Genomic DNA, 23,344 nt, shown 5'->3' on the forward strand with positions numbered 1-23,344 from the left:
TGAGAAGGCATGGTTACAGACTACGAGCGGGCATGTTTTCAATATTGTGCTGCCACATAAATTCGCAGATTTGTGGTAGAATGGAGGTTAGTATGGCAACAAAGCAAAAGATTTTAATTGTGGATGACGATGCCAATATTGCAGAGTTAATTTCACTGTATTTGATGAAGGAATGCTTTGATACCAAGATCGTCTATGATGGGGAAGAGGCGATTACACAGTATCGGGAATATCAGCCTAATTTAATTCTCTTGGATTTGATGTTACCAGGAATTGATGGCTATGAAGTATGCAGAGAAGTTAGAAAGACCAGCACGGTACCGATTATCATGCTCTCTGCGAAGGGAGAGATCTTTGACAAGGTTTTAGGGCTTGAACTTGGTGCAGATGATTATATGATAAAACCCTTTGACACGAAGGAGTTGGTAGCAAGAGTAAAGGCAGTACTTCGGCGCGTAGTGCCATCACAGTCAACATCAGAGCAGGTAATTATGCAGGAGCTGGGTGATTTTGTGTCTTACCCTGATCTTGTCATCAATCAATCGAATTATTCGGTAACTTACTTCGGGGATTCCATTGAAATGCCACCAAAAGAATTAGAGTTGTTTTATTTTCTTGCTTCTCATCCGAATCAGGTTTTCACAAGAGAACAATTACTAGATCATATCTGGGGTTATGAGTACATTGGAGATACAAGAACCGTGGACGTTCATATCAAGCGTTTGCGTGAGAAAATTAAGGATCATACCTCATGGAGACTTTCCACGGTATGGGGAATTGGATATAAATTTGAAGTGAAGAAAAATTAGTCCATATCGTAGGAAATATCAGGTGTTAAAGCGCCAGAATAGAGGATGCTATGAAGAGAACAGCATTTGTAAAATTAATTCTATGTTATTGCTTTGCTGCGATTTCGATGTTTCTGCTTTTAAATACCTTTGGGGTTAAATTTATGGAAAATAAGCTGATGGATCGAAAGAAGGATGAGCTTTATAATGAGGCATCCATTATTGTTACTGACTATGCTACTGAGATGGTAGAACAGTTGCGAGTTATAGATAATTTTCTTGGTACTCGAATTTGGATTGTCAGTAAAGACGGTACTATAGTAGCAGATACAAGAAGCAATGCAATAGGGATAAATATTACAAATCTGGATGCTAATTTTTTAGAGCAGACATTTTCGGAAAATGTATATTTTAAGGGGATATTTACAGAACCTATGCTTAGTGTTGTAGTGCGTATTCCTTATAACTATTCCATTAAAGGGTATGTTTGTATCCATATGCCAATGGATAGTATTCGAAGTGAAAGCATTTATTATATTGATGTAGTCAATGTCTGTTACTTAGTATTTTTAATCATTTTATTCTTAATTTTTTTGATTATCTATTATATTACGGTTTTTCCAGTACGTCGTATTACAATAGTTTGCAGTGAATATGCCAAAGGAAACTTTGATGAACCAATGGAAATACGGACGAATGATGAGTATAGGGAATTAGCGAATAGCGTCAAATACATGGCAGATGAACTTAAGAATTTAGATGATTATCAGAAAAAGTTCGTGGCTAACATCTCTCATGATTTCCGTTCCCCTCTTACCTCGATTAGAGGGTATGCAGAAGCTATGAGAGATGGGACAATACCATATGAGATGCAAAATAAATATCTTGATATTATTTTATTTGAAACAGAGCGTTTGACAAAGTTAACAACAAACCTATTATCCTTAAATAGTTTTGATAATAAAGGTACGTTACTTGATCTTTCTTCCTTTGATATCAATGCTGCTATAAGAAAGACAGCAGCTACCTTCGAAGGACAATGCACAAAGAAGCGTATTGTGTTTAATTTAGAATTCTCAGCGAAGGAAACTTTTGTAGATGCGGATATTGACAAGATTCAACAGGTCCTCTATAACTTGATCGATAATGCGATTAAGTTTAGTAATGTAGATTCCACAATCAAGGTGACAACGGAAGAGAAGGGTTCAAAGGTCTTAATATCGGTAAAAGATCACGGAATAGGAATTCCGAAAGATAGCATTAAAAAGATTTGGGAACGTTTTTATAAGACAGATTCCTCAAGAGGAAAAGATAAGAAGGGAACTGGCCTTGGGTTATCGATTGCGAAGGAAATTATTACCTCCCATGATGAAAATATTAATGTTGTCAGTACTGAGGGTGTTGGAACAGAATTTATTTTTTCTCTAAAGAAAACAGATTATTAAAAGCCGGTAGAAAAGCCTAAAAAGACTAAGGTAAAACAGGCGGCAAAGCCTTTGGTTTGGAAATAATGTCGAAATACAGTAAAATACCGCAAAAACGTAGCTTTATTGTTTACAGTTTCTTCATAGTTAGTTCATAAGTCTGTGCTAGAATGATAAGACAGGCACAATTGATACTTATGTATGCGTAAGGAGAGCACATATGGAAACAAAGACACCTGAACCTGAGAAAGAGTTTCGCTTTATTCAGGAAAAAGTAGTACCAAGGAGAAAACACAAGGTGAAAAAAATGGTGTATGCCGCTGTTTTTACTGTGGTACTTGCAGTTATTTTTGGACTGGTGGCAAGATATGTATTCATAAAATCGAATCATTTTTGGATTAAGGTACTTGGAATTGATACGACTGAAAGAGAACAGATTACTTTCCCATCCGAAGGGGCAGAGAATCCTACAGGATCTGATGGTACAGGGGAGAATGTTACGATAACACCGAGTATCAGTACGACACCAGAACCAACTGCTACTATTACAGGGGTTCCGGATAACGAAGATCAAGTAACGGTTGTTGAGAAGAAAATAGAAGCTACCGTGGAAGATTATGAACGTATGCTATTTGAATTAAAGAAAGTTGCTACTTCGGCTACGAGCGGTTTAGCTGTGGTAACAGCCATAGAAAATCAAGTAGATTGGTTTGATGAAACGTATGAAACCAAACGCACTACTACCGGTATCATTATTGCGGAAAATAATGCAGAATTACTTGTTTTAACGAGTCTAGATAAGATTAATGGTGCTAGTGATTTAGAAGTAACATTTAACTCCAGCTTTAGTGTTTCTGGTTTTACCGTTTCCGGTAAACTATGGTCTTATGATAAAGATTATAATCTAGCAGTAGTTGCAGTTAAATTAAAAGATATACCACCACAGAAAATGTCATCAATAAAGATTGCAGATCTAGGAGAATCGTATTCGATTACGCTTGGTGCGCCAGTGATTGCACTTGGAAAGCCTGATGGATATAATGGCTCGATGATGTTTGGTATGGTCTCTAGCAGTGGTGATTCCTATTACATTATGGATAATCGCCTTGATGTATTTCATACTAATTTGAATGTAAATAATAACAGTGATGGTGTCATTATCAATACAAAAGGACAGATTATTGGTATCATGTCTGAAAAGATGAAGGATACTGCAAATCCGGATGTAAATACAGTGGTTGGTATCTCTAGGTTAAAACCAGTCATAGAAAAACTAGCCAATAAAACCGAGAGAGTTACTTTTGGAATTATAGGTGAAGATATTCCTTCCGATGTCTTACAATCCTTTAATTTATCTACAGGAATTTATGTAACAGAAGTTCGTTCTGATTCACCAGCATTTAATGCAGGGATTAAGCAGGGGGATATTATTACTCAGGTGAATGAATACTCAGTTACCAACATATCTAATTTCGCTAGTATTTTAAATAATTACAAACCGAAAGAAATCGTGACTGTTGTGGTTCAACGAAAGGTTAAGCAAGAACTTTCGGAAAAGAGTATTAAGGTTGTACTGGAACTAAAAGAATAGATGTTTAATAATTATAGAAATAATTCAACAAGAAGAAGCACGCCTAGCGAACTTATCCTTGTCATGAATAATAACGGGGCTTTTGCAAAATAGAGGAGTAATCTATGAAGCGAAAGTTCCGTTTTTGTCTTAAATCGAACAAAAGCAAGTCCCGAAAGACTTACTTTTGTAGTATCATTAGCTTACTCTACCAATGGTAGAAATCTAGATTTCCTATGCTCCAACCTAGAAAGAAAATACGATCATTAAGCATGAGATAGGTCTGGAAAATGTAATTTTAAACGTTCTACATTAAGTAAATCTTCACCAAGAATGAATAAAGTACTATCTTCTTCATGGTAAGTAGATACTTCGTATAGAGAGGTATGAAACGGGGTAAATCCTAACTCAATTGTTTCAATGATATCACTGTAAAATAAGGCGATATCCTTAGGTTCAATTATTTTTGAAGCAATAATTTGGTGAAGAAAAAGAGTTTTACTATGAATCGAGGCCACGATGTAGCAATCTAATTCAGGTAAATAATAAATATTATCACAGTATGGACCTGTTAACCCAAACGCCATGAGACCGAAATTATCCATGGAGAAAGCTTCATTTGGTATACTATGTTTCATCGCTTCTAGCAAAACATTACGATTTTTATCATCGGACATATCTACTTTTTGAGGTTTTAAAACTTTGCCTTCAAGTTCATGTTCTGATTCTGAAAAATTTAAATGATAACGATAAACATATTCGTTACTTTTTATAAATCCAAACTTCGGATAAAACTCGAGTACACTGTCATTTGCAAAAAGATAGATTCCGTCCACTTTACCAAGATATTTTTCTAAAATTGATTCCATCAGTTGACGACTAAGACCTTGATTGCGATAAGCAGGGTCTGTCATAACTGTTCCAATTTGTAAGAAACTCTTTTTCACCCCAGCGATTGTCATAGTCATATGATTGACAGAAATATTAGCAACAACAGTATTACCATCTATCATGGAATGTGGTTCATATGATTCACTCCAATACCCATGGTCATACCAATCCTTTAGTTGGAAATGAAATACCTTTTGGGTTAAGGCATGAAAACTATTTCTTAAAGCAGTGTCATTTTGATAATTTACTCTATACTCCATAATAACCTCATTTCTAGCATATTCAATTATATCTAGATAGCCTATGTAAGATATTGTTTCTTAGTATTATTGCTTGTAACGATACAGTGTATATAAAAATACAGTTTATATAAAAATACAGTTTATACAACAATACAGTCCATTAGCAATATGGAGGTTGATCGGTAGATTCCCTCCTACGACAGTATCTAGTTAATTTTATCATAAAGTGGTAGATTAGAAAACCTTAAAGGTGGGTTAGAAAAAAGTTTAAGGTATTATTTAAAAGGCAGAAACAATATCTTTTCGATAATGCAAGTAAAATGTATAAGAGTTCTAGTATTTCACACTTTATATATTGACTTAGGTGGGGTATAATAGAAAATAGGTGGTTGAAGTAAGAGTTAATTTCAATCGCAGTTGTTCTAGAATAGAAAGGCTAGGTAATAAAATGAGATATTTAGGTGAGTTACGAGACGGAGAAATGTTTAAAGAAACATATCTTTGTAAGCAACTTCAAATTTTAAAAACAAAGGCTGGAAAAAGCTATTATTCCATGTTAGTACAAGATAAAACCGGAATAAAAGATGCTAAGGTATGGGAATTAGGCCCTGGAATTGAACATTTTGATACCATGGATTATATACATATCGAAGGGCAAGTAACATGTTTTCAAGGCTCCTTACAGCTAAATGTAAAACGTGTTAGAAAATGCCAAGAAGGTGAATATGATCCTGCAGATTATATGCCTTCTACCGATAAGAATGTAGAGGATATGTATAAAGAGTTACTAAGATATGTAGATAAAATAAAAGAACCACATGTAAAGCAGTTAGCGCAAAGCTTTTTTGTCCAGGATAAGGACTTTGCGTTACGATTTAAGAGACACTCTGCTGCAAAGAGCGTACATCATGGTTTTATGGGTGGATTACTGGAGCACACATTAGGCGTGGTACGTTTATGTGATTATTTAGCGGATAATTATCCATTGATTCAAAGAGACTTACTATTAGTTTCAGCGATGTTCCATGACCTTGGTAAGCTAGAAGAAATCTCCAGCTTCCCTGAAAATGATTACACCGACGAAGGCAACCTCCTTGGTCATATCTTCATCGGAACTGCTAAGCTAAATGAAAGAATGAAGACGATTCCTGGATTCCCTAAGAAGATGGCAAGTGAAATTATGCATTGTATCTTAGCTCATCATGGAGAACTGGAATATGGATCACCAAAGAAGCCAGCGCTTATGGAAGCGTTAGCACTTAGTATGGCAGATAATTTAGATGCAAAATTACAGACCATGAAGGAAATCTTAACAAGCGAAGAAGATAAGAATGATTGGTTAGGCTTCCAGCGCTTATTTGAATCTAACGTGAGAAGATCCTCGGATTATGAATAAACCAAATTGTTTTTAAAAATAAATTACCATAGTTTTATTAGAAGATTTGTGCCATTTTATTTCATGGCACAAACTCTTTTTTGTAAGAGTAGATTCTTAAATTGGGTGTTAGAAAGAGAGAGTAAGTATGAAAGATAACTCTTTCACCCAACAAGTTTGTGCTACGCCAAACTTGAGCCATTAGCTACTCCTAAAAAACAGTCGTAGCATGGAGGCTAGATATGGAACAGGTTAAGATACCAGGGAAGAATGAAGTTGTACCAATAATTATAGAAGACATCGGTGCAGATGGGGAAGGGATTGGAAAGGTACTTGGATTCACTCTGTTTGTAAAGGATGCAGTAGTAGGAGATGAACTTCTTGTTAGGGTAATGAAGACTAAGAAAACCTATGGTTATGCCCGTATCGAACAGATTGTAACCCCATCCCCTTACCGAGTTACTCCAAGATGTGAAATTGCATCAAAATGTGGAGGTTGTCAGATTCAACAATTATCCTATGAAGAGCAATTACGCTATAAGCAGAATAAAGTTCTTAACTGTTTAAAGAGAATTGGTGGAATTGAAAATCTACCGATGGAGCCAATCGTTGGTATGGAGAACCCTTATTACTATCGTAATAAAGCACAATTTCCAGTTGGAAAACGTCCGGATGGAGAAATAGTAATCGGATTTTATGCAGGTAGAACTCATTCCATTATCGATACTGCTAAATGCCACATAGGTGACGAAAGTACAGAACCTCTCATTGCTTGCATTCGAAATTTTTTGAAACAGGAAAATATCAGTATTTATGACGAAGAAAGTCATAAAGGACTAGTAAGACACATCCTTCTTCGAGTTGGTTTTACTACAAAGGAATTAATGATATGCCTAATTATCAATGGCAAAGAGTTACCAGCTAGTGACAAGTTAATAAAACAAATTTTAGCATGTCCGAACCTTCCAAAAGAATTTAAGGTTACTAGTATCTGTCTTAATAAGAATACCAAGAAGACGAATGTAATCCTAGGGGAAGAGATCATTCCTCTTTATGGTCCTACCTATATTACGGATTATATTGGCGATATAAAATATCAAATCTCACCTTTATCCTTTTATCAGGTAAACCCAGTACAGACAAAGAAATTATATGATCTGGCGCTTGATTACGCTGAACTTACAGGAAATGAACTTGTTTGGGATTTATACTGTGGGATTGGAACGATTTCTTTATTCTTAGCGAAAAAGGCAAAGATGGTATATGGGGTTGAGATTATACCACAGGCTATTGAGGATGCCAAAGCAAATGCTAAATTAAACGACATTAACAATGCAGAGTTTTTTGTAGGTGCAGCAGAAGAGGTATTGCCAAAGCAATATCAATTAAGCGGAGGAAAAATCTATGCAGATGTGATTGTTGTCGACCCGCCAAGAAAAGGATGCGAGGAAAGTTTATTAGAAACTATCGTTTCCATGAAACCAAAAAGAATTGTTTATGTTTCCTGTGACCCAGCAACACTAGCAAGGGATTTAAAGTATTTGATAGAGCATGGGTATGATCTTAAGAAGGTTAGACCTGTTGATCAATTTCCTCACTCAGTGCACGTTGAGTGCGTAGTAATGATGACGAATAGTGGTCAAAAGTGAAAATAAGATGGTTTGACCGCAAGATGTTGCGGTTTTGGTGCGAAAAAGAGCAAAAAACGGGCGAGAAAAGTACATTTTTCGACCTTGTTTATTTGCCCAATTTATATATGACATTCGGTATTTTTTGATAGTTGCTTTAGTAAGGTTATCAATAAAGTATGGCAGAAGATATAGCAATTATTACAGATGGAGAAATTAGAGAGCTAATCTCGGAAAAACCTTATTCATTTGCCTACAATGGCGCAACCAAAGAAGCAAGAAAGAATGCCCTAACGCAAAGTTGTTACCGGGATTTGCGGCAACAAGTGATTTTGATGATAAGCAAGTTCAAGATTGGATTGATGGAATTGAAATTTTATGTGGAGATAACAGTGGATATTGATATGTAAAACCTCAGATTAACAGGAATTCATCTCGGAATCGAGGCGTGGAAAAATGGCTAGTACAATGTTGTCTACTCGTCGCTTCGTTCTCCTCCTTAGAAACCCGACTTAACAGTCATTAATATAGAAATAGTCGTAGAATGGAGAAACCAGTGAAAACAGTACAAAAAACAAAAGCTCTGCGGAAGCACCCACTAATTGAATTATTAAAACATAACAAAGGAAATCCAAGAACGCTAATTTTGATGGAGCCTCTCTGGGGTATTCCGCATAACTTAATCGCACCTTATGCCACACTATATATGTACACGCAAGGAATAACGGACGTTCAAATCGGACTGATTCTGTCGGTTGCTATGTTTGTTCAGGTGTTTTTTTCCTTCTTTGGTGGTATAATCACCGATAAGTTCGGGCGCAAATTTACAACCATGATGGGTGATTTCTTTGGCTGGAGTGTTGCTTGCTTGATATGGGCCATTTCGGGTAACTTTTGGCTCTTTTTAATTGCAGTTATATTTAACAGTTTTGAGCAGATTAACCAGACGGCATGGTTTTGTTTATTGATTGAAGATGCAGAGCCCAAGGATTTATTAGGAATATATACCTGGGTAAACATAGGCGGTCTAGTTGCAATCTTTTTTGCACCTATTTCAGGATTGTTGATTAATTCCTTCACCGTGGTTCCAGTTGTCCGCGTTTTATATATTGTTTTCGCTGTGAATATGCTGATTAAGGTGATTATTACTTTTCGGTTTTGTGATGAAACCCGGCAGGGAAAGATTCGTATGACGGAGACGAAAGATACCCCTGTTTTACAGATGTTATATGAATACAAGGATCTAATACCCAAAGTACTAAAGAATAAAGAGATTATGAAAGTGGTTATTGTCTCTGTGATATTACATATAACGAATCTTGTCAGTACCAACTTCTTTAGCTTGTATGTAACACAAAGACTAGGAATAGCAGAGCGCTATCTAGCTTTTTTTCCTATTTTGAATGCGGCTGTGATGTTGATTTTCATGATTGGAATACAGCACCGCTTGGAGTCTGTGAAATTCCGGATACCTATGTGGATCGGTCTGGTATTGTATGCCGCTTGCTCGATTCTTCTGATACTGACTCCAATCGGTAGCATGCCATTTATTATCATTTATGTCTTTGTTTCTGCAGTAGCAAGTGCCCTTGTAGTGCCTCGTAAAGATGCCTTACTCCAGCTAAATATTAATCCGAAGGAGCGGGCTCGTATTAATGCTTTGATTATGGCCGTTACCATTGCGTTTGCCTCACCATTTGGCTACTTTGCTGGATGGTTATCAAGTATTGACCGTCGCTTGCCATTTGTGTTTACATTCACTATCTTTATCGTAGCAATCATTATCGTTGGTCGTATCCGTGATCCCGAATTCGCTAATGAGCATGGGGAAGTTGATAATCAATGATAACCCAGTGTGTTTCTTCTAAAAGGGCGTAAAAAGCAAGGTAGTACCCATTGCATTTTTTATGGATAGTTATGTTTCACTTCGTTATCATATTCATTCTATTACCTTCTTTTTGTATAGTATCCTACTTATGCATACTTGCACAAAGTAACTTTTTCGCATATGATAGCGTAAGAGTGATATACTAAGTAGCATAAAAAATGAGGTAAATTAAGAAGATAAGTTGGAGGTGCTGCAATGTTAGAAATTAAAAAAGGAACTAAGAGTTTTTATATAGGAGATTCAGAAGAAAATTCGTTGGCAATAATGACATATGTTCTTTCTGGTGAAGATCTTATTATAGTGGATCACACCTATGTGTCTGACGAACTAAAGGGTCAGGGTATTGGAAAGCTGTTGCTGAAAGAACTTGTTGATTGGGTAAGGGAGGAAAACAAAAAGATAATTCCCCAGTGTTCTTATGTAAGAGCACAAATGGAAAAGAATAATGAGTACCATGACTTGATATATTAATAGCAGTACAATTAAGTGCGGAAATCAAACTATTGTATGCAAGGTTGTAGTAGAAGAGTAGCAATATTTTCTATTGTAAAATAAATTGAAATAGCCATTCCTAGCTGTAGTGTTAGGGATGGCTTATTTTAATCTTACTTATAGGAAAAACTAGCAAGAAAAAGATTACTATATTATGACAATTTCTTTACGAATACAAGGATTTATGATAATATGTATGGGCAGTCTAGTCTGCATTTAAATAAAAATAATTATCGAAAGGTGGGTTGTTAACATATGAAAAGTATTAATTTATCATTATTATTGACAAACAGGAGGTTAACCTTATAGTAGCCTTCTGAACTTAGGAGGATATCGATTGAATAATATTACGATAAGACTAGAAGAAGAAAAAGATTACAAACAAGGGATAGGTAGTGCTTTAATGAGGCATTCACTCAAGACAGCAGCAAAATTAGGATACGGTTCTGTCATATTCTATGGACATGCGTCTTATTATCCGAGGTTTGGCTTTAAAGAGGCAAAAGAATTTGGAATTACAACATGTTGAAATGGGAATTAAAGAAATTGACAATTAGTCTCTTTTTATAAAAATAGCGACAATGGAAGAAAGCAATCTTCCGTAATAAACTAGTAAAGTACATACTACCCAAAATACATCCTATAGGAGATAAAAAAAGTATGAAAAAAGTAGCAACGCTTATTATTGCTTTTATTATGATGCTATCGACCAGTTTATCGACTACGTATGCCGCGTCATATTTTTCAAATAACAAAGCTCTTGATGATTTATTTAAGAAACTGGAGAAGGAATTTCTGAAATATGAAAAAGACGAAGTAATACCTCTTAGAAGTATGGGTGCAATAATCACAGATAAAAATCAAGAACGAATCAAAAGAACTTCAAAGAAGATGTCAGATAAGCAGGTCAAGGAAGCTGCACAAAAGAAACTGAATGAAATTAGGGTAGTCATCGAGTTAAAGGAAGAGGAATTAGGCGGACTGTCGAAACAGGAGTATAAAATAATATCTGATCACCTGACAGGTTACCTACAATTAGCAAAAGGAAGCTCCTACACCTGGGATTTTGAAGGAAAAAATGTCAGTCTATACTTGGATGTATATGAGGATAGCTTTTATAATTTTAAAGGTCTCGTAGGAAATTTCGCTAGAATGGGCAAAGAAAAAGATCAAGTCAATGCGGCTGACCTAAGAGTTAAGGGTAAGATAACAAGGTACTTGAATCAATCCATTCAAAAAGGTAACAAAATCGGTAAGGAAATACTAAATAAACTTCCTGGTGAAGTAGAAAAGCTGTTTATCGAAAGTTCCTTATCAAGAATTGAAGCATCCAGAGTGTTATATAGAATACATGATCAAATATATAACCCTGACATTAATAACTATTTTGCAGATCAATATGATGGATCTACCTCCATTGATAAACTTTTAGAAGGCTATGAGATTGAAATTGAATGGGCACGTAATGACAGGGAGGCAGAAAAAAGATTCGATTATTTTGAATACTCGAAAGATATCCCATCCAGCAAAGCGAAAGATTCCATCACCAAACAAATTATTAACGAAGAATTACCGCAAACATTCACATATGGATTTAATAAGCCGGTAACCCTTGAGGAATTGGCTAGATTATATTTTGAATCCACAGAACTTAATGATAAAATAGAAATTGAAGGCAATGTAATCGATAAGGATAGTCCTGATTATGTGAAACAAGCATTTATTTATGGCATGATTGATGGCGATAATAATTTGAAACAGCCTCTTACAAGACTGGAAGCTGCAAGATATTTGGTCAATGGGACAATTTACAGGGGAAGGGGATTTAATAATATATTAAGAATAACAGATTGTGCCAAAATCCCAATTGCCGATCAAGTAATTGTATCCACTTGTATAACAGGAGGTATGCTATTAAAAATAGATAAATTTGAACCACAGGCTAGTTATATAAAGGAAGATGCAATCTTAGATAGAGAAATGTTTAAATTTAATAATCTAAGAGGTTATAAAATTCCTTTTAGCTTAAAGGAACCAGAGAAGATTATCCTTGGAAAAAACACAATTCATTTGATTTTTGAAAATAAAGATGAGATTCTGGATTATATGGATGATTATTTTGATGATACTGTATTGGGTAAACTTATGTTAAAGAATACTTACACTAAAATTGATACAGGATGTGCTCTAATCGAAGTCTTAACACCGGAAAACGGCATTAAATTTACAATAAAAAAAGGAAGCACCTATATTGATTTTGAAGAAGGTGTTTATGGACCTGGTTTAGCCTACGATATTGAACCTAAAGTATTAAAAAAGAGTGATAAAGTGGATATGAATATGCAGGTGGATGCGATTCATAAAAAGCTATTTAAAAAGCTTGATGAAATCCTTGCTAAGATTATAAAGCCTGGAATGACAGAGGAGCAAAAAGTAAAAGCCATCCATGACTTTGTTGTAAAACATATCACTTATGATAGTAAGTTACAGGATGAGCACACAATTCAAAGTATTATTTATACCATTGATAATGGAAGAGGTGTTTGTGGTGACTACGCTCTCTTATTTATGCATTTGTGCAGGAGGGCATCCATTCCATGTACGTTCGAAGCTGGTGATCCTTTTACCTTTAACCATGCTTGGAATGCAGTATTTGTAAATGGGAAATGGTTGTTCGTGGATACTACCTGGGACGATGGTCCGAATGGAAAAGTGTTATATACCTACTTCCTAAAGGACAGATTTACTTTCATGAATACCCATACACCATACATGGGTGTTCCGGAATATAGGGTGTACACCGACATCGATTCTATGAAGATCAAAAACCAGGACGAGTTAAGAGGTTATTTATTAAATAACTTTTACTGGATAGATGGTTTTAAGCTGACATTTCGTATGTCTGATAAGAAGATAAAGCCTACCATTGGATATTTAAAAGATCCTTATGTAAGTGTGGATTTAAAATATGATTCTAAAAAAGACTTGTATACAGTTACAGCAAAATCCAAAAAGTAGATAAAAAATTGGCCATTCCTAGCTGAAGGTTAGGGATGGCTTATTTAAATAAAGAGAAAAGGACGTCTAGTTAGCAAAACAGGAACAGCTTTCTAATGAAGTTACTGTTATACTAAAGTCACCGTACGGAAGAAAGGCTTGGTGGAGGTGTAATTGAACTATAGAAAAGATATAGAAACCTGTGTGAGATACATCGAAGAGCATATCAAAGAAAATATAACGCTTGAGGAAGTTGCTAGTCAAATTGGTTATTCCCTATATCATTTTAGCAGAGTGTTTAGCTTATCTAAGGGAATAACCGTTATGGAATATATCAGGAGTCGCAGATTATCTTTGGCAGCGACACAATTATTTCAAGGTAGAAATGTTATTGATATTGCATTTGAGTATGGATTTGAGACTCCAAGTGGGTTTGCGAGGTCTTTTCGTAAAGCTTTTGGATATAGTCCCACACAGTTTATGAAACGGATGGCTGGTTATGCAGAAACAAAAACAACAGTAGAAATCGGAGGTTATATTATGAATCCTGTTATTGTAAGAAGACCTGAATTTAAGGTAGCTGGTTATGGAATAAAGACCAATATCACTGGAGATACGTACACAAAAGATGTTGCGTCCTTTTGGAGCAATTATGATGGTGAAAATCTAGAGAGTAAAATGTATAAAATTCTAAACCCAAAAAAACATGGAGAAGTAGGCTTGTGTGTTCCTGTATCGGAGGACGGAAAAGCAATCTATCTTTTAGGTGTTATAGTTGAAGATTTTTCAAGGGTTGAGGAAGATATGTTAACGGTAGTCGTTCCAGAGGCTGAGTATGCCGTATTCACTACTCCTCCGGTCGATACGACAAAGGATATGGAACAAAAGGAATTTGCTAAAATTATTGCTAGCACATGGAAGTATATATTCGAAGAATGGTTTAAAGATAGCGGATACGTTTATGACGAAAGTAAGCTTGACTTTGAATATTACGATGAACGCTGCCATCACAGACAGGATACGGTAATGGATATTTATGTTCCGGTGGTTAAAGTGAAATAACAATCCAGTAAACCTATTTGGGAGGCCGTTCTGGAAAAATATATGACGAAATATTGCATCAATGACAGTTATCAAAAAAATTGGAATGTCTTGTCTTGGAGTTAGGGATTTTAGAGGTGAACAAGCTATATTTTATGAAATATTACGATGAATTCAATAGATTAATGGTATGAATGATATGCTTTTTAAAAAGATTCTTGTATCGTCATGTTGGTAGGCATATCATAAATCGGAGAGTAAAGAAAATCAGGAACTTATAAGAAGATAGGACGGTATTCAGACTTAAAGAATGCCGTCCTATTTTTTTCTTGCTTTAATTTTTATAAATTCTAAGATATCATCTTGATCCTTTGTAGATATTTTTTCAAAGCAAAACAATAATTCTTTCTCTTTTCTATTTAGCATTTTTAGTTTCTTTTCATTATCCGGATTATCCAAATAGTCCAAAAAGTCAGATAACATATTGGAGGCAATGTTATTATTTTCAGGAGACACGTAGGTTTCCAGTGAGTTTGGAGAGAGTAGCTTAAGTAGATCATTTACTGGAATATGATAAAGAGAAGATAATTTATAAAGTGTATCAGTTGTTGGCGTATTCCTTCCGGTTTCATAGTGAGAATATGCCTGCCTTCCTATATTTAGATAAGAGGCAACAAATTCCTGAGTATATTCAAAAGACTTTCTAAGTTCTTTTAATCGTTTCGCAATAAGATTATTGTTCATGCATTCACCGTCCTTAGGAAGATTATAGTAGCTTTTTAGGGAATAAAGGATATTTTAGATAGCGATAAATTACACAATATGCTATAATAAATAGCATAAAAAGAAAATCAGCTAATGATACATTATTAATTCTATTGTTACCTGTTTCGTATAAGGAATGTAAGAGTTTTCGATAATTTTATAAAGGAAGGTTTATGTTAGGTGGTAGAGATGAAAATAAATGTTTATAATACCATACTAAATGAGGAAACAAGACACAATGAATTAAAGATAGAAAAAAGTATTATTTGTGAGGATAGCAATAAGCTAAAATCGCCATCTGGAGTTCAAAAACTAATGATAGAACAATTTCAGCTACATAAGAAGGCAGAGGAATATGTATATTTAGTATCTCTGGATATGAAATGCAACCCTCTGGGTATCTTTGAACTATCACACGGCACTGTGAATATTTCCTTGATTATGCCAAGAGAAATATTTATACGTGCGTTACTTTCTGGTGCCGTTGGGATTATTATCATACACAATCATCCCTCCTCTGATATTACACCAAGTAGTCAAGATTTGCTGGTAACGGAGAAAATAGCGCAAGCTGGGAAGATGATAGGAGTAGAACTACTCGATCATATTATTATTGGAGGAAATGAATATTGTTCCTTAAAAGAGATGGGAGTACTATAAGGAAAGGTAGCGATTCACTGCTCTTTATTAATAAGAAAATTCCCGGAAATTGTATTCAGGTGGAATTCTAGCCTTAATACAATTACCAGGAATTATAGTTATGATATTTATGACAAAACCCTCCAAAGTGAACACGAGCTATTACAAAAATATCAAAGTGAATTTACGTGATAGCATGGTAATTAATCAACAATACTCTGAATGCGTAGTTTATTGGAAATCAGATTCATAAGTGCATGTAGTTCTATTCACCCTCATAATAGTTTGTTTTATTCGCATTCTTAAAAAACGTACTCGACTCACCTTGCAGTATAATGCCTACTTTATCGGAGTCTGGATAATGAATAATATCCGGTGAATTTTTAGTATCAAAATCAATGTATTTTAAAGACTCCGATGTGGAGGTATTTATTATCTTATGCGCCCCGGCTTCGCAAGGTGGACAAACGATAATATCTCCCTGTTGTATATTTCTATCTCCTTTATAGGTCTTTAATATCCCTTGACCGCTTAGAATATAGAAAGCTTCTGTGTTTGCCTTATGATAATGATAAGGATAATTTGCTTTTTTAGGAGGTATTTCATAGATTGCAAGATAACATTGGTTAAAATCTTTTCTAGGTGTCACCTCATACTTAACAAACTCATATTCTTGATGTTCTGCTTTACGTTTGCCTATCAGATTCTCTTCATTTATTATCAAAATCTCATCGTTCATAGATAACCTCACTTTCTGTGCAATAGCACCTTATAATAACTTATTATATCATTCGTTCTTTAGAAGTTATAGAAAAAATTAGGATATTTAAAACTACATTTTTGTATGGAAATAGTAATTTGATTTCACTATAATTAATCTAGGAATATTTTTCTATAAAGTAAGTTAATTAAATTATAGTCAATACATTATAATTGGAGGCTATTTTCAATGACAACAATATCAGGAGGTTCGGTATATGAAAGTATTTCTTACAAGTTTAATCGGTGGTAGCTATGTTGAAAAGGGGATAAGGATTCCATGTCCCTTGTTTGATGAAAATCAATTTCTAGTGAATTTAAAAAAATATTGGGCAGAGAATGCAAAGTGCCTTATTATAAGCTCCAGCCCAGATAATACTTTAATTAATGACAGTTTTCTTACGATATTTAAAGAAGCATTTTCAATGAGTGGATTTTCGCTCTCGAAAATTGATATCTGTGATAGAAGAAATGAAGATAAACTTGCAAAAATAATCTATGACTATGATGTTCTTTTGCTTGCTGGAGGACATGTTCCCACACAAAATGAGTTTTTTCATAGGATAAATCTTAAAGAGCTTATTCATAAATTTAATGGAATAATTATTGGTATCAGTGCAGGTTCCATGAATAGTGCAGGTCGTGTATATGCTCAGCCTGAACTTGATGAAGAAGTGACAGACACGAATTATAAAAGATATCTAGATGGATTAGATTTGACTAAGATATCAATTCTACCTCATTTTCAAGATTTAAGAGAGGCAACAATAGGTGGACTCCGTGCTTTAGAAGACATATCATTTGAAGATAGTAAGGCAAAACCATTTTATGCGTTAGTTGATGGTTCGTATGTACTTATCGATGACCATGATGAAACCTTTTATGGAGAAGTATATTGGATTGAGAATGGTACAATAACAAAGGTATGTGAAAAGGGAGAATGCAAACAATTAACATTGCATAAGGGTAAATCGTAGAAATTGTGGATATCGTGACTTTCATCATAATACAGAGGGGGCGAAAGTACTCGTTGCTTTACCCTCTTGATTGACACATAAATAGGAGCAGACGGCTTTGTCAATGACGGAGTTAGCCGTTCATTTCGTCATTGACAAGGGCGCTGGATCTGGCTCTCCTACGCTTTCGTTGCTTTATTGGTTTATAATCTGCCCTACAAACCGGAAAATTTATATCTGTAGCAGGAAATGCTTCTCTATTTCAGCCATAGCTTTTGATATTGTGCTATCCTCGTTACGAATATATGTATAGAACCCACTCTCCTCATATTCTTTGTAGTGCTCCAGACTATTCACTTTTGCCAAACAATTTTTGTAGTTCTCCATCGCTTTTATAGGATATTGCGCTTTCTGAATTTGCTGATAGATAAATTGCTTGTCTTCGTCCTCGCGGTCAAAAAAACGCTCTACAGATAAACTTTGCGGACTAAGCATGATTGCTATATGATGATAGTCTGCGATTTCTTTCAATATTGAAATCGGAATATTAGTATCCACAAAGACTTTCCTATCCTGCGCTGAAAGTTGTATCAATTTGGCGATTTCTAAATCAGTGGCTTCTCTGGCGCATCCTACAATCCAAGCATCATATTCCTCTGGCGTTCTTCCGATGAATTCTTGCCAACTTGTCATCGTTTCAAAATAAGACAGATTAGGCTGATGCTTAGTATCTATTGCGCTCATTAATTCGTCGTGATAATTTTCACCACATTGGATGCCATCATACTTCTCGGACAGTAGCCTTACCATTGTAGATTTCCCTGCATACGCTGTACCATTAATAAAATACATATTTTTTAGCAAATGCCGAATAACATTACTTTCTAACTGCAATTTCACTAATACACACCTCTTTCCATATTCCAGCATATCTTTTGCACATAACATTTTCGTCCATGGTCAAAGTCCATTGCGACATTTCAAATCTAATATTATTTTACCACATACTTGAAAGGAACTCCACATTTGCTTCTGGGTACCCATTTTGAATAACTATGCTAATTAGATTACATTATATTCCTTAAGAAGTTTTTCAATTTCAGTATTCTTTACCTTCTTGAGAGCTTCTTTTAGCGCCATTTTAATTAAAATTCCGAACTAATTTGCTCTAAAAATAAACATAACCCATTATATTGCTTAAAAAAATGAGATGCAAGAAAAATGTATTGGATACTATCTTACTTTTCTTACAGTTTAAAAAATTAGGTTCTAGTTTGATTGCCTTCATTAAAATACTTTTAATATAGAATATTATTTACTTTTCTACGCTTAAGATTCTAAACTTTATTCATTGATAAAAACAGAAATTTTTTATGAGTAATAATGTAGTTATTCATTTTAATTTTACCTTGTTGACTTCACTCACGTTTCTTCATAAAATAAGTGTTGAAACTTGAATTCAATTTGAATTTATGTGAATGTTAACTGAATATGCTTAAAATAGGAACAGGAATAGAGAATACTATGGATAGAAAAGTGAGTTTAAGTGAAATATCTGATGGAAAGTTGTACGGATTAAATGATATGGTAAAAGCAGGATGTAATGATTGTAAAGGATGTTCTGCTTGTTGTAAGGGGATGGGGAAATCTATTATATTAGATCCATATGATATCTTTCGACTTACAACAAATCTCGGGAAAAACTTTGAGGAATTGTTAAATGATAAAATTGAGCTCAATATTGTAGATGGGGTTATCTTACCAAATCTAAAGATGGTAGGCGAATTTGAAAGTTGTGCCTTTCTTAATGAGGAGGGAAGATGTAGTATTCATGCGAGTCGCCCGGGAATCTGTAGAATATTCCCGCTTGGGAGATATTATGAAAATCATGCGTATCAATACATACTACAAATTCATGAATGTAAGTATAAGAATCGTTCCAAAGTCAAGGTGAGCAAATGGATTGACACGAACGATACCAAAAGAAACGAACAGTTTATTATAGACTGGCATTATTTCTTAAAAGACTTACAGGAGCAAATAAAAAAATCTGCGGATTCTACATGGATAAGAAATATTAACTTGTATTTGCTAAATATCTTTTATCAAAAGCCTTATGAGATAGACAAAGATTTTTATTTACAATTTGAGGAGCGATTGGAGTTAGTGAATTATTAGAAGATAAAATTAATGCGATGGATTTGAATCCTTGACACATATACTTTCTATGTGTATTCTTAATTTAGATAAATATCTAAATATAAGGAGATGAGAAATTGAGTTTTCAAGAGAGTTTTAAGGCTCTTTCGGACCCGACTAGAAGAGAGATTATTAATATTTTAAAACGTGGGAAATTAACGGCAGGGGAAATCGTAGAGCATTTTGATATGACAGGAGCTACGATTTCTCATCATTTAACAATACTAAAGGCTGCAGGGCTTGTTACGGATGAAAAGAAGGGAAAGTATATATATTATGAACTCAATTTATCCGTTGTAGAGGAAATTATGGCATGGTTTACAAGCCTTAAGGAGAAAGATTGAAAGATTTCAATCTACAAGTTTGTGCTGCGCCAAACTTGAGCCATTCGCGGCTCCTAAAAGATAGTCGCAGCATGGAGGCTAGTAATGAAAAAGTTGTTTCACCAGGAAAATTATAAGGTATGGATAATTGCTATCATCGCATTGCTTATTGCAGTGATTGCATATCCATTTTTACCCGAAGAGATTCCTCTTCACTTTGGAACAAACGGAGAGGTGGACCGCTATGGAGGAGCATGGACGATATTTTTAATACCAGCGGTTATTATCATTCTTATTATTTCAGCTGAATTATTTCGTGTTATTGATCCGAAGAGACAATCCTATGCCAAATTCTCCAGGCAATATTACGGGGTGCATTTCCTAATCTCCCTACTGTTTATGCTCTTGGAAATCTATATCATTGCAATGAGTATGGGTATCGAGGTAACGAATATCAATCATCTTATGCCTATTCTCGTTGGTATATTGTTTTTGGTACTTGGCAATAGTATGCCAAAATTTAAGCATAATTACTTTTGTGGGATAAAAACCTGTTATACATTAGCAAATGAGGATGTTTGGTTTATGACTCATCGTTTTGCAGGGAAGTTATGGTTTCTTGGAGGGTTTGGTATGATATTTACCGTATTTTTACCAACCAAGGCTATTTGGATAGTTTTCATTATTATTGTTGCAATTCTTATAATCGTTCCGGTTCTATATTCTTATTTTGCATATCAACGTATAAATAAAAAATAATATAAGTTAAAAGTGTGGTTAGTGCTTATTACTGCCATGATGTTAAATTAGAAGTTATGAATTGAATGATTTTAAGAAGACACAAAAGCCTTCTAAAATAGAGTTAATAATTGAATAAGATAAGTTAATAAAGAGAGATGGAATTATTTATTTGAGGTTGCAAAAAACTTCTATTTGAAATAGTTTCTCTCTTTTTTTACTTCCTTTTACCCTATCCATGTATTTCACTTGACAATTCTATGAAAAAACTATAATCTAATCCATAGAAAAACTGTAGGAATTATAGCAAAGAAGTTAAGAACATCTTGATTTGTATGCGTGCTAAAGCACGCAGATAGGAGTTTTATGATATATCTTGATTATGCAGCGAATACACCAGCGTCTGAAGAAGTACTTAAGGCGTATTTGGAAACAGAACAACAATTTATAGCTAACCCCAATTCTTCACATCCGTTAGGAATATTAGCAAAAGAACGATTGACGGAAGCGAGCAAGGAGTTAGCAACTCTACTAAAGGTAGAACCAGAGCAGATTATCCCAACTTCAGGTGCGAGTGAAGCAAATAACCTCGCAATCAAAGGAATTACTTATGGCTACCGTGAAAATGGTAGACACATTATATCTACCTGCTTAGAACATCCATCAGTAAGTGGAAGCTTAACATTCTTACAAAGCCTTGGCTATGAGATAGATTTAGTGGACATTTTGCCAAATGGACAGGTGGATTTAGAACATTTAAAGGAACTGCTTCGTAAAGATACGGTACTTGTATCAATCTGTACGGTTGACAGTGAGTTAGGAACGGTTCAGCCTATCAAAGAAATCGCAAAAATTCTAGAAGGTTATGAGAATTGTTTCTTCCACACGGATGCAACCCAAGGTTTTGGAAAGATAGAGGTAGACTTATCCTTAGCAGATTTAAAGACCTTTACTCCTCATAAATTTTATGGATTAAATGGAACCGGAGTCTTAGTGAAGAAAAAAGAGGTGGTATTGCTACCGCAAATCCATGGTGGTAGCAGTACCACAATTTATCGTAGCGGAACTCCTATGTTATCGAATATAGTTGCGTTAACTGAGGCAGTAAAACTTTCGTTAGAGCATTACGAAAAAAGGCTTGACAGAGTTGTGTCATTACGTAAACAATTTGAATCAAGATTACGTAATTATCCAAATGTTCGTATCAATAGTACGGAGTGCGGGGTTCCCCATATCCTGAACATCAGCGTGAAGGGTGTTAAAGCCATTACGATGAAGGAGCTTCTTGAGGAATATGGCATCTGTATTTCGATTAAATCAGCTTGTTCCGCTACAATGACACCTTCGAGACCAGTTTATGCGGTAACGAAAGATAAGAAAAACGCATTATCTTCTTTCCGTATTAGCCTAAGTCATTTGACGACAGAGGAGGAGGTAGAAAAGTTTTTTGAAGGCTTTGGGGCAAGTTATCAAAAGGCTATGAAGGGTTAGTTTCTATCATAACCATAAGTTGAATAGATACAGGAAATTAAAATAAGGAAACCATAAATTAACTTATAGATTGATGTAAAGGATGTAAAAGTCATGGAACGTTATCAAGAGATTGAAAGAAGTATTGTAAAGAAGTATCGGAAAGAAATATGGCGTCCGTTTGTAAAAGCGGTACAGGAATATGAACTGATCAAAGAGGGAGATAAAATAGCAGTTTGTATCTCTGGTGGTAAAGACTCTATGCTTCTTGCGAAATGTATGCAGGAGCTTCAAAAGCATGGTAAGATCCCATTTGAATTGATATTCCTCGTTATGGACCCAGGGTATAATGAGATCAATCGTCATACGATTATTAATAATGCAAAACTATTAAACATTCCAATTGAAATATTTGAATCTAATATCTTTGATATTGTAGCTGAAATAGATGAGAGTCCTTGCTATCTATGTGCAAGAATGCGTCGTGGGTATCTTTATAAGAATGCAAAGGCATTTGGATGTAATAAAATTGCATTAGGTCATCATTTTGATGACGTGATTGAAACTATTTTGATGGGTATGCTTTATAGTGGGCAGATTCAAACGATGATGCCAAAGCTTCATAGTACGAATTTTGAAGGAATGGAGCTAATCCGTCCAATGTATTATGTAAAGGAAGATGCAATTCTTCATTGGAAGCAATTTCATGAACTCCAATTTATTCAATGTGCATGTAGATTTACAGAAAACTGTACGTTATGTGACAATGGAGGTGGCGGTTCAAAACGTCAGGAAATGAAGGCGCTAATTAAAAAATTCCGTAGCCAAAGTAATATTATTGATAGCAATATCTTCCGATGTGTGGAAAATGTGAATTTAGATACTGTTATAGCGTATAAGACCAAGGGTGTAAAACATCATTTTCTTGATACGTATGATAGAGAAGATAGTGTAGACCTAAATGATACGGACTTATAGTACTTTTACGAGTAGGAAGTGATAGCGGTTACCTAATTCGTTTTGACTTGAATCACTAAACCACTTTGATTGAATCACTTAAACCGCTTTGGTTTGAAGAAGAATAGAATATATAAAAAGTGAAGCAGTTACGTATTTTTGGGATGTAACTGCTTTCGCCATATGAGGAAGAAGGGAAATT

At 34.8% G+C, this 23,344-nt stretch carries 22 protein-coding genes; 18 read left to right on the top strand and 4 right to left on the bottom strand.

Annotated elements, in window-relative coordinates; translation table 11 throughout:
- The first annotated feature begins 92 nt into the window (after positions 1-92).
- From RTP52_RS00545 to RTP52_RS00555, 3 genes are all read left to right on the top strand, one after another.
- A complete protein-coding gene (locus RTP52_RS00545) occupies positions 93-809 on the top strand; it encodes a response regulator transcription factor (protein ID WP_312368542.1) in 717 nt (238 codons plus the stop codon).
- Between the two features lie 50 nt (positions 810-859).
- The gene (locus tag RTP52_RS00550) at positions 860-2,233 is read left to right on the top strand and encodes a sensor histidine kinase (RefSeq protein ID WP_312103114.1); all 1,374 of its coding nucleotides are present in this window, start codon (positions 860-862) and stop codon (positions 2,231-2,233) included.
- A 199-nt stretch (positions 2,234-2,432) separates the two neighbouring features.
- Complete coding sequence (locus RTP52_RS00555) at positions 2,433-3,803, top strand: S1C family serine protease (RefSeq protein WP_312368544.1); 1,371 nt, start codon at positions 2,433-2,435, stop codon at positions 3,801-3,803.
- Between the two features lie 245 nt (positions 3,804-4,048).
- Here RTP52_RS00555 and RTP52_RS00560 read toward each other — a convergent pair whose 3' ends face one another.
- Positions 4,049-4,933 carry a GNAT family N-acetyltransferase gene (locus RTP52_RS00560; RefSeq protein ID WP_312103108.1) on the bottom strand — a complete coding sequence of 295 codons (885 nt, stop codon included), beginning with the start codon at positions 4,931-4,933 and terminating at the stop codon, positions 4,049-4,051.
- A gap of 430 nt (positions 4,934-5,363) precedes the next feature.
- On the opposite strand from RTP52_RS00560, the gene RTP52_RS00565 reads away from it, so the two are divergent.
- From RTP52_RS00565 to RTP52_RS00600, 8 genes are all read left to right on the top strand, one after another.
- Positions 5,364-6,311: a 3'-5' exoribonuclease YhaM family protein gene (locus RTP52_RS00565; protein ID WP_312103106.1), complete on the top strand. Its 948-nt coding sequence runs from the start codon at positions 5,364-5,366 to the stop codon at positions 6,309-6,311.
- 221 nt (positions 6,312-6,532) lie between these two features.
- Positions 6,533-7,939, top strand: coding sequence for a 23S rRNA (uracil(1939)-C(5))-methyltransferase RlmD (rlmD, locus tag RTP52_RS00570; protein ID WP_312368545.1), 1,407 nt, complete (start codon positions 6,533-6,535; stop codon positions 7,937-7,939).
- Between the two features lie 158 nt (positions 7,940-8,097).
- On the top strand, positions 8,098-8,328 hold the full coding sequence (locus tag RTP52_RS00575) for a hypothetical protein (RefSeq protein WP_312103102.1): 231 nt from the start codon (positions 8,098-8,100) through the stop codon (positions 8,326-8,328).
- A 146-nt stretch (positions 8,329-8,474) separates the two neighbouring features.
- Positions 8,475-9,764 (top strand): MFS transporter, encoded by a 1,290-nt coding sequence (locus RTP52_RS00580; RefSeq protein ID WP_312103100.1) that lies wholly within the window; start codon positions 8,475-8,477, stop codon positions 9,762-9,764.
- Between the two features lie 237 nt (positions 9,765-10,001).
- On the top strand, positions 10,002-10,277 hold the full coding sequence (locus RTP52_RS00585) for a GNAT family N-acetyltransferase (protein WP_312368547.1): 276 nt from the start codon (positions 10,002-10,004) through the stop codon (positions 10,275-10,277).
- Positions 10,278-10,635: 358 nt separating this feature from the next.
- Entirely contained in the window at positions 10,636-10,827 is a 192-nt protein-coding gene (locus RTP52_RS00590) for a GNAT family N-acetyltransferase (protein WP_312103095.1), read from the top strand.
- A 131-nt stretch (positions 10,828-10,958) separates the two neighbouring features.
- The gene (locus RTP52_RS00595; RefSeq protein WP_312368548.1) at positions 10,959-13,316 is read left to right on the top strand and encodes a transglutaminase domain-containing protein; all 2,358 of its coding nucleotides are present in this window, start codon (positions 10,959-10,961) and stop codon (positions 13,314-13,316) included.
- Between the two features lie 153 nt (positions 13,317-13,469).
- Positions 13,470-14,357: an AraC family transcriptional regulator gene (locus RTP52_RS00600; RefSeq protein ID WP_312368549.1), complete on the top strand. Its 888-nt coding sequence runs from the start codon at positions 13,470-13,472 to the stop codon at positions 14,355-14,357.
- 297 nt (positions 14,358-14,654) lie between these two features.
- On the opposite strand, the gene RTP52_RS00605 is transcribed toward RTP52_RS00600, so the two are convergent.
- Positions 14,655-15,080 carry a helix-turn-helix domain-containing protein gene (locus RTP52_RS00605; RefSeq protein ID WP_312368550.1) on the bottom strand — a complete coding sequence of 142 codons (426 nt, stop codon included), beginning with the start codon at positions 15,078-15,080 and terminating at the stop codon, positions 14,655-14,657.
- Between the two features lie 210 nt (positions 15,081-15,290).
- On the opposite strand from RTP52_RS00605, the gene RTP52_RS00610 reads away from it, so the two are divergent.
- Entirely contained in the window at positions 15,291-15,761 is a 471-nt protein-coding gene (locus RTP52_RS00610; RefSeq protein WP_312103085.1) for a JAB domain-containing protein, read from the top strand.
- Positions 15,762-16,005: 244 nt separating this feature from the next.
- Here the strand turns inward: RTP52_RS00610 and RTP52_RS00615 are convergent, their stop codons facing one another.
- Positions 16,006-16,479, bottom strand: coding sequence for a cupin domain-containing protein (locus RTP52_RS00615; RefSeq protein WP_312368551.1), 474 nt, complete (start codon positions 16,477-16,479; stop codon positions 16,006-16,008).
- A 238-nt stretch (positions 16,480-16,717) separates the two neighbouring features.
- Here RTP52_RS00615 and RTP52_RS00620 point away from each other — a divergent pair, with 238 nt between their 5' ends.
- Entirely contained in the window at positions 16,718-17,476 is a 759-nt protein-coding gene (locus RTP52_RS00620; RefSeq protein ID WP_312368552.1) for a Type 1 glutamine amidotransferase-like domain-containing protein, read from the top strand.
- 210 nt (positions 17,477-17,686) lie between these two features.
- On the opposite strand, the gene RTP52_RS00625 is transcribed toward RTP52_RS00620, so the two are convergent.
- Positions 17,687-18,265: a hypothetical protein gene (locus tag RTP52_RS00625; RefSeq protein ID WP_312368553.1), complete on the bottom strand. Its 579-nt coding sequence runs from the start codon at positions 18,263-18,265 to the stop codon at positions 17,687-17,689.
- Positions 18,266-18,979: 714 nt separating this feature from the next.
- Between RTP52_RS00625 and RTP52_RS00630 the strand changes: the two genes are divergently transcribed.
- From RTP52_RS00630 to RTP52_RS00650, 5 genes are all read left to right on the top strand, one after another.
- On the top strand, positions 18,980-19,633 hold the full coding sequence (locus RTP52_RS00630) for a YkgJ family cysteine cluster protein (protein WP_312368554.1): 654 nt from the start codon (positions 18,980-18,982) through the stop codon (positions 19,631-19,633).
- Between the two features lie 98 nt (positions 19,634-19,731).
- The gene (locus tag RTP52_RS00635; RefSeq protein WP_312107274.1) at positions 19,732-19,998 is read left to right on the top strand and encodes an autorepressor SdpR family transcription factor; all 267 of its coding nucleotides are present in this window, start codon (positions 19,732-19,734) and stop codon (positions 19,996-19,998) included.
- A gap of 84 nt (positions 19,999-20,082) precedes the next feature.
- Positions 20,083-20,736 (top strand): SdpI family protein, encoded by a 654-nt coding sequence (locus tag RTP52_RS00640; RefSeq protein WP_312368555.1) that lies wholly within the window; start codon positions 20,083-20,085, stop codon positions 20,734-20,736.
- 345 nt (positions 20,737-21,081) lie between these two features.
- Positions 21,082-22,206: a cysteine desulfurase family protein gene (locus tag RTP52_RS00645; RefSeq protein ID WP_312368556.1), complete on the top strand. Its 1,125-nt coding sequence runs from the start codon at positions 21,082-21,084 to the stop codon at positions 22,204-22,206.
- A 93-nt stretch (positions 22,207-22,299) separates the two neighbouring features.
- Positions 22,300-23,163, top strand: a complete 864-nt coding sequence (locus tag RTP52_RS00650) for a tRNA 2-thiocytidine biosynthesis TtcA family protein (RefSeq protein WP_312368557.1) — start codon at positions 22,300-22,302, stop codon at positions 23,161-23,163.
- Positions 23,164-23,344: the final 181 nt, after the last annotated feature.

The organism is Lachnoclostridium sp., assembly GCF_031997925.1.
Lineage (GTDB): Bacteria > Bacillota > Clostridia > Lachnospirales > Lachnospiraceae > Lachnoclostridium.

Excerpts from the sequence above, each read along its gene's own strand:
- RTP52_RS00630 (WP_312368554.1), top strand. The coding sequence starts at position 18,980 with ATGGATAGAAAAGTGAGTTTAAGTGAAATATCTGATGGAAAGTTGTAC.
- RTP52_RS00550 (WP_312103114.1), top strand. The coding sequence starts at position 860 with ATGAAGAGAACAGCATTTGTAAAATTAATTCTATGTTATTGCTTTGCT.
- RTP52_RS00615 (WP_312368551.1), bottom strand. The coding sequence starts at position 16,479 with ATGAACGATGAGATTTTGATAATAAATGAAGAGAATCTGATAGGCAAA.
- RTP52_RS00620 (WP_312368552.1), top strand. The coding sequence starts at position 16,718 with ATGAAAGTATTTCTTACAAGTTTAATCGGTGGTAGCTATGTTGAAAAG.
- RTP52_RS00585 (WP_312368547.1), top strand. The coding sequence starts at position 10,002 with ATGTTAGAAATTAAAAAAGGAACTAAGAGTTTTTATATAGGAGATTCA.
- RTP52_RS00575 (WP_312103102.1), top strand. The coding sequence starts at position 8,098 with ATGGCAGAAGATATAGCAATTATTACAGATGGAGAAATTAGAGAGCTA.
- RTP52_RS00650 (WP_312368557.1), top strand. The coding sequence starts at position 22,300 with ATGGAACGTTATCAAGAGATTGAAAGAAGTATTGTAAAGAAGTATCGG.
- RTP52_RS00595 (WP_312368548.1), top strand. The coding sequence starts at position 10,959 with ATGAAAAAAGTAGCAACGCTTATTATTGCTTTTATTATGATGCTATCG.
- rlmD (WP_312368545.1), top strand. The coding sequence starts at position 6,533 with ATGGAACAGGTTAAGATACCAGGGAAGAATGAAGTTGTACCAATAATT.
- RTP52_RS00640 (WP_312368555.1), top strand. The coding sequence starts at position 20,083 with ATGAAAAAGTTGTTTCACCAGGAAAATTATAAGGTATGGATAATTGCT.
- RTP52_RS00605 (WP_312368550.1), bottom strand. The coding sequence starts at position 15,080 with ATGAACAATAATCTTATTGCGAAACGATTAAAAGAACTTAGAAAGTCT.
- RTP52_RS00555 (WP_312368544.1), top strand. The coding sequence starts at position 2,433 with ATGGAAACAAAGACACCTGAACCTGAGAAAGAGTTTCGCTTTATTCAG.
- RTP52_RS00565 (WP_312103106.1), top strand. The coding sequence starts at position 5,364 with ATGAGATATTTAGGTGAGTTACGAGACGGAGAAATGTTTAAAGAAACA.
- RTP52_RS00560 (WP_312103108.1), bottom strand. The coding sequence starts at position 4,933 with ATGGAGTATAGAGTAAATTATCAAAATGACACTGCTTTAAGAAATAGT.
- RTP52_RS00545 (WP_312368542.1), top strand. The coding sequence starts at position 93 with ATGGCAACAAAGCAAAAGATTTTAATTGTGGATGACGATGCCAATATT.
- RTP52_RS00610 (WP_312103085.1), top strand. The coding sequence starts at position 15,291 with ATGAAAATAAATGTTTATAATACCATACTAAATGAGGAAACAAGACAC.
- RTP52_RS00625 (WP_312368553.1), bottom strand. The coding sequence starts at position 18,265 with ATGGTAAGGCTACTGTCCGAGAAGTATGATGGCATCCAATGTGGTGAA.
- RTP52_RS00645 (WP_312368556.1), top strand. The coding sequence starts at position 21,082 with ATGATATATCTTGATTATGCAGCGAATACACCAGCGTCTGAAGAAGTA.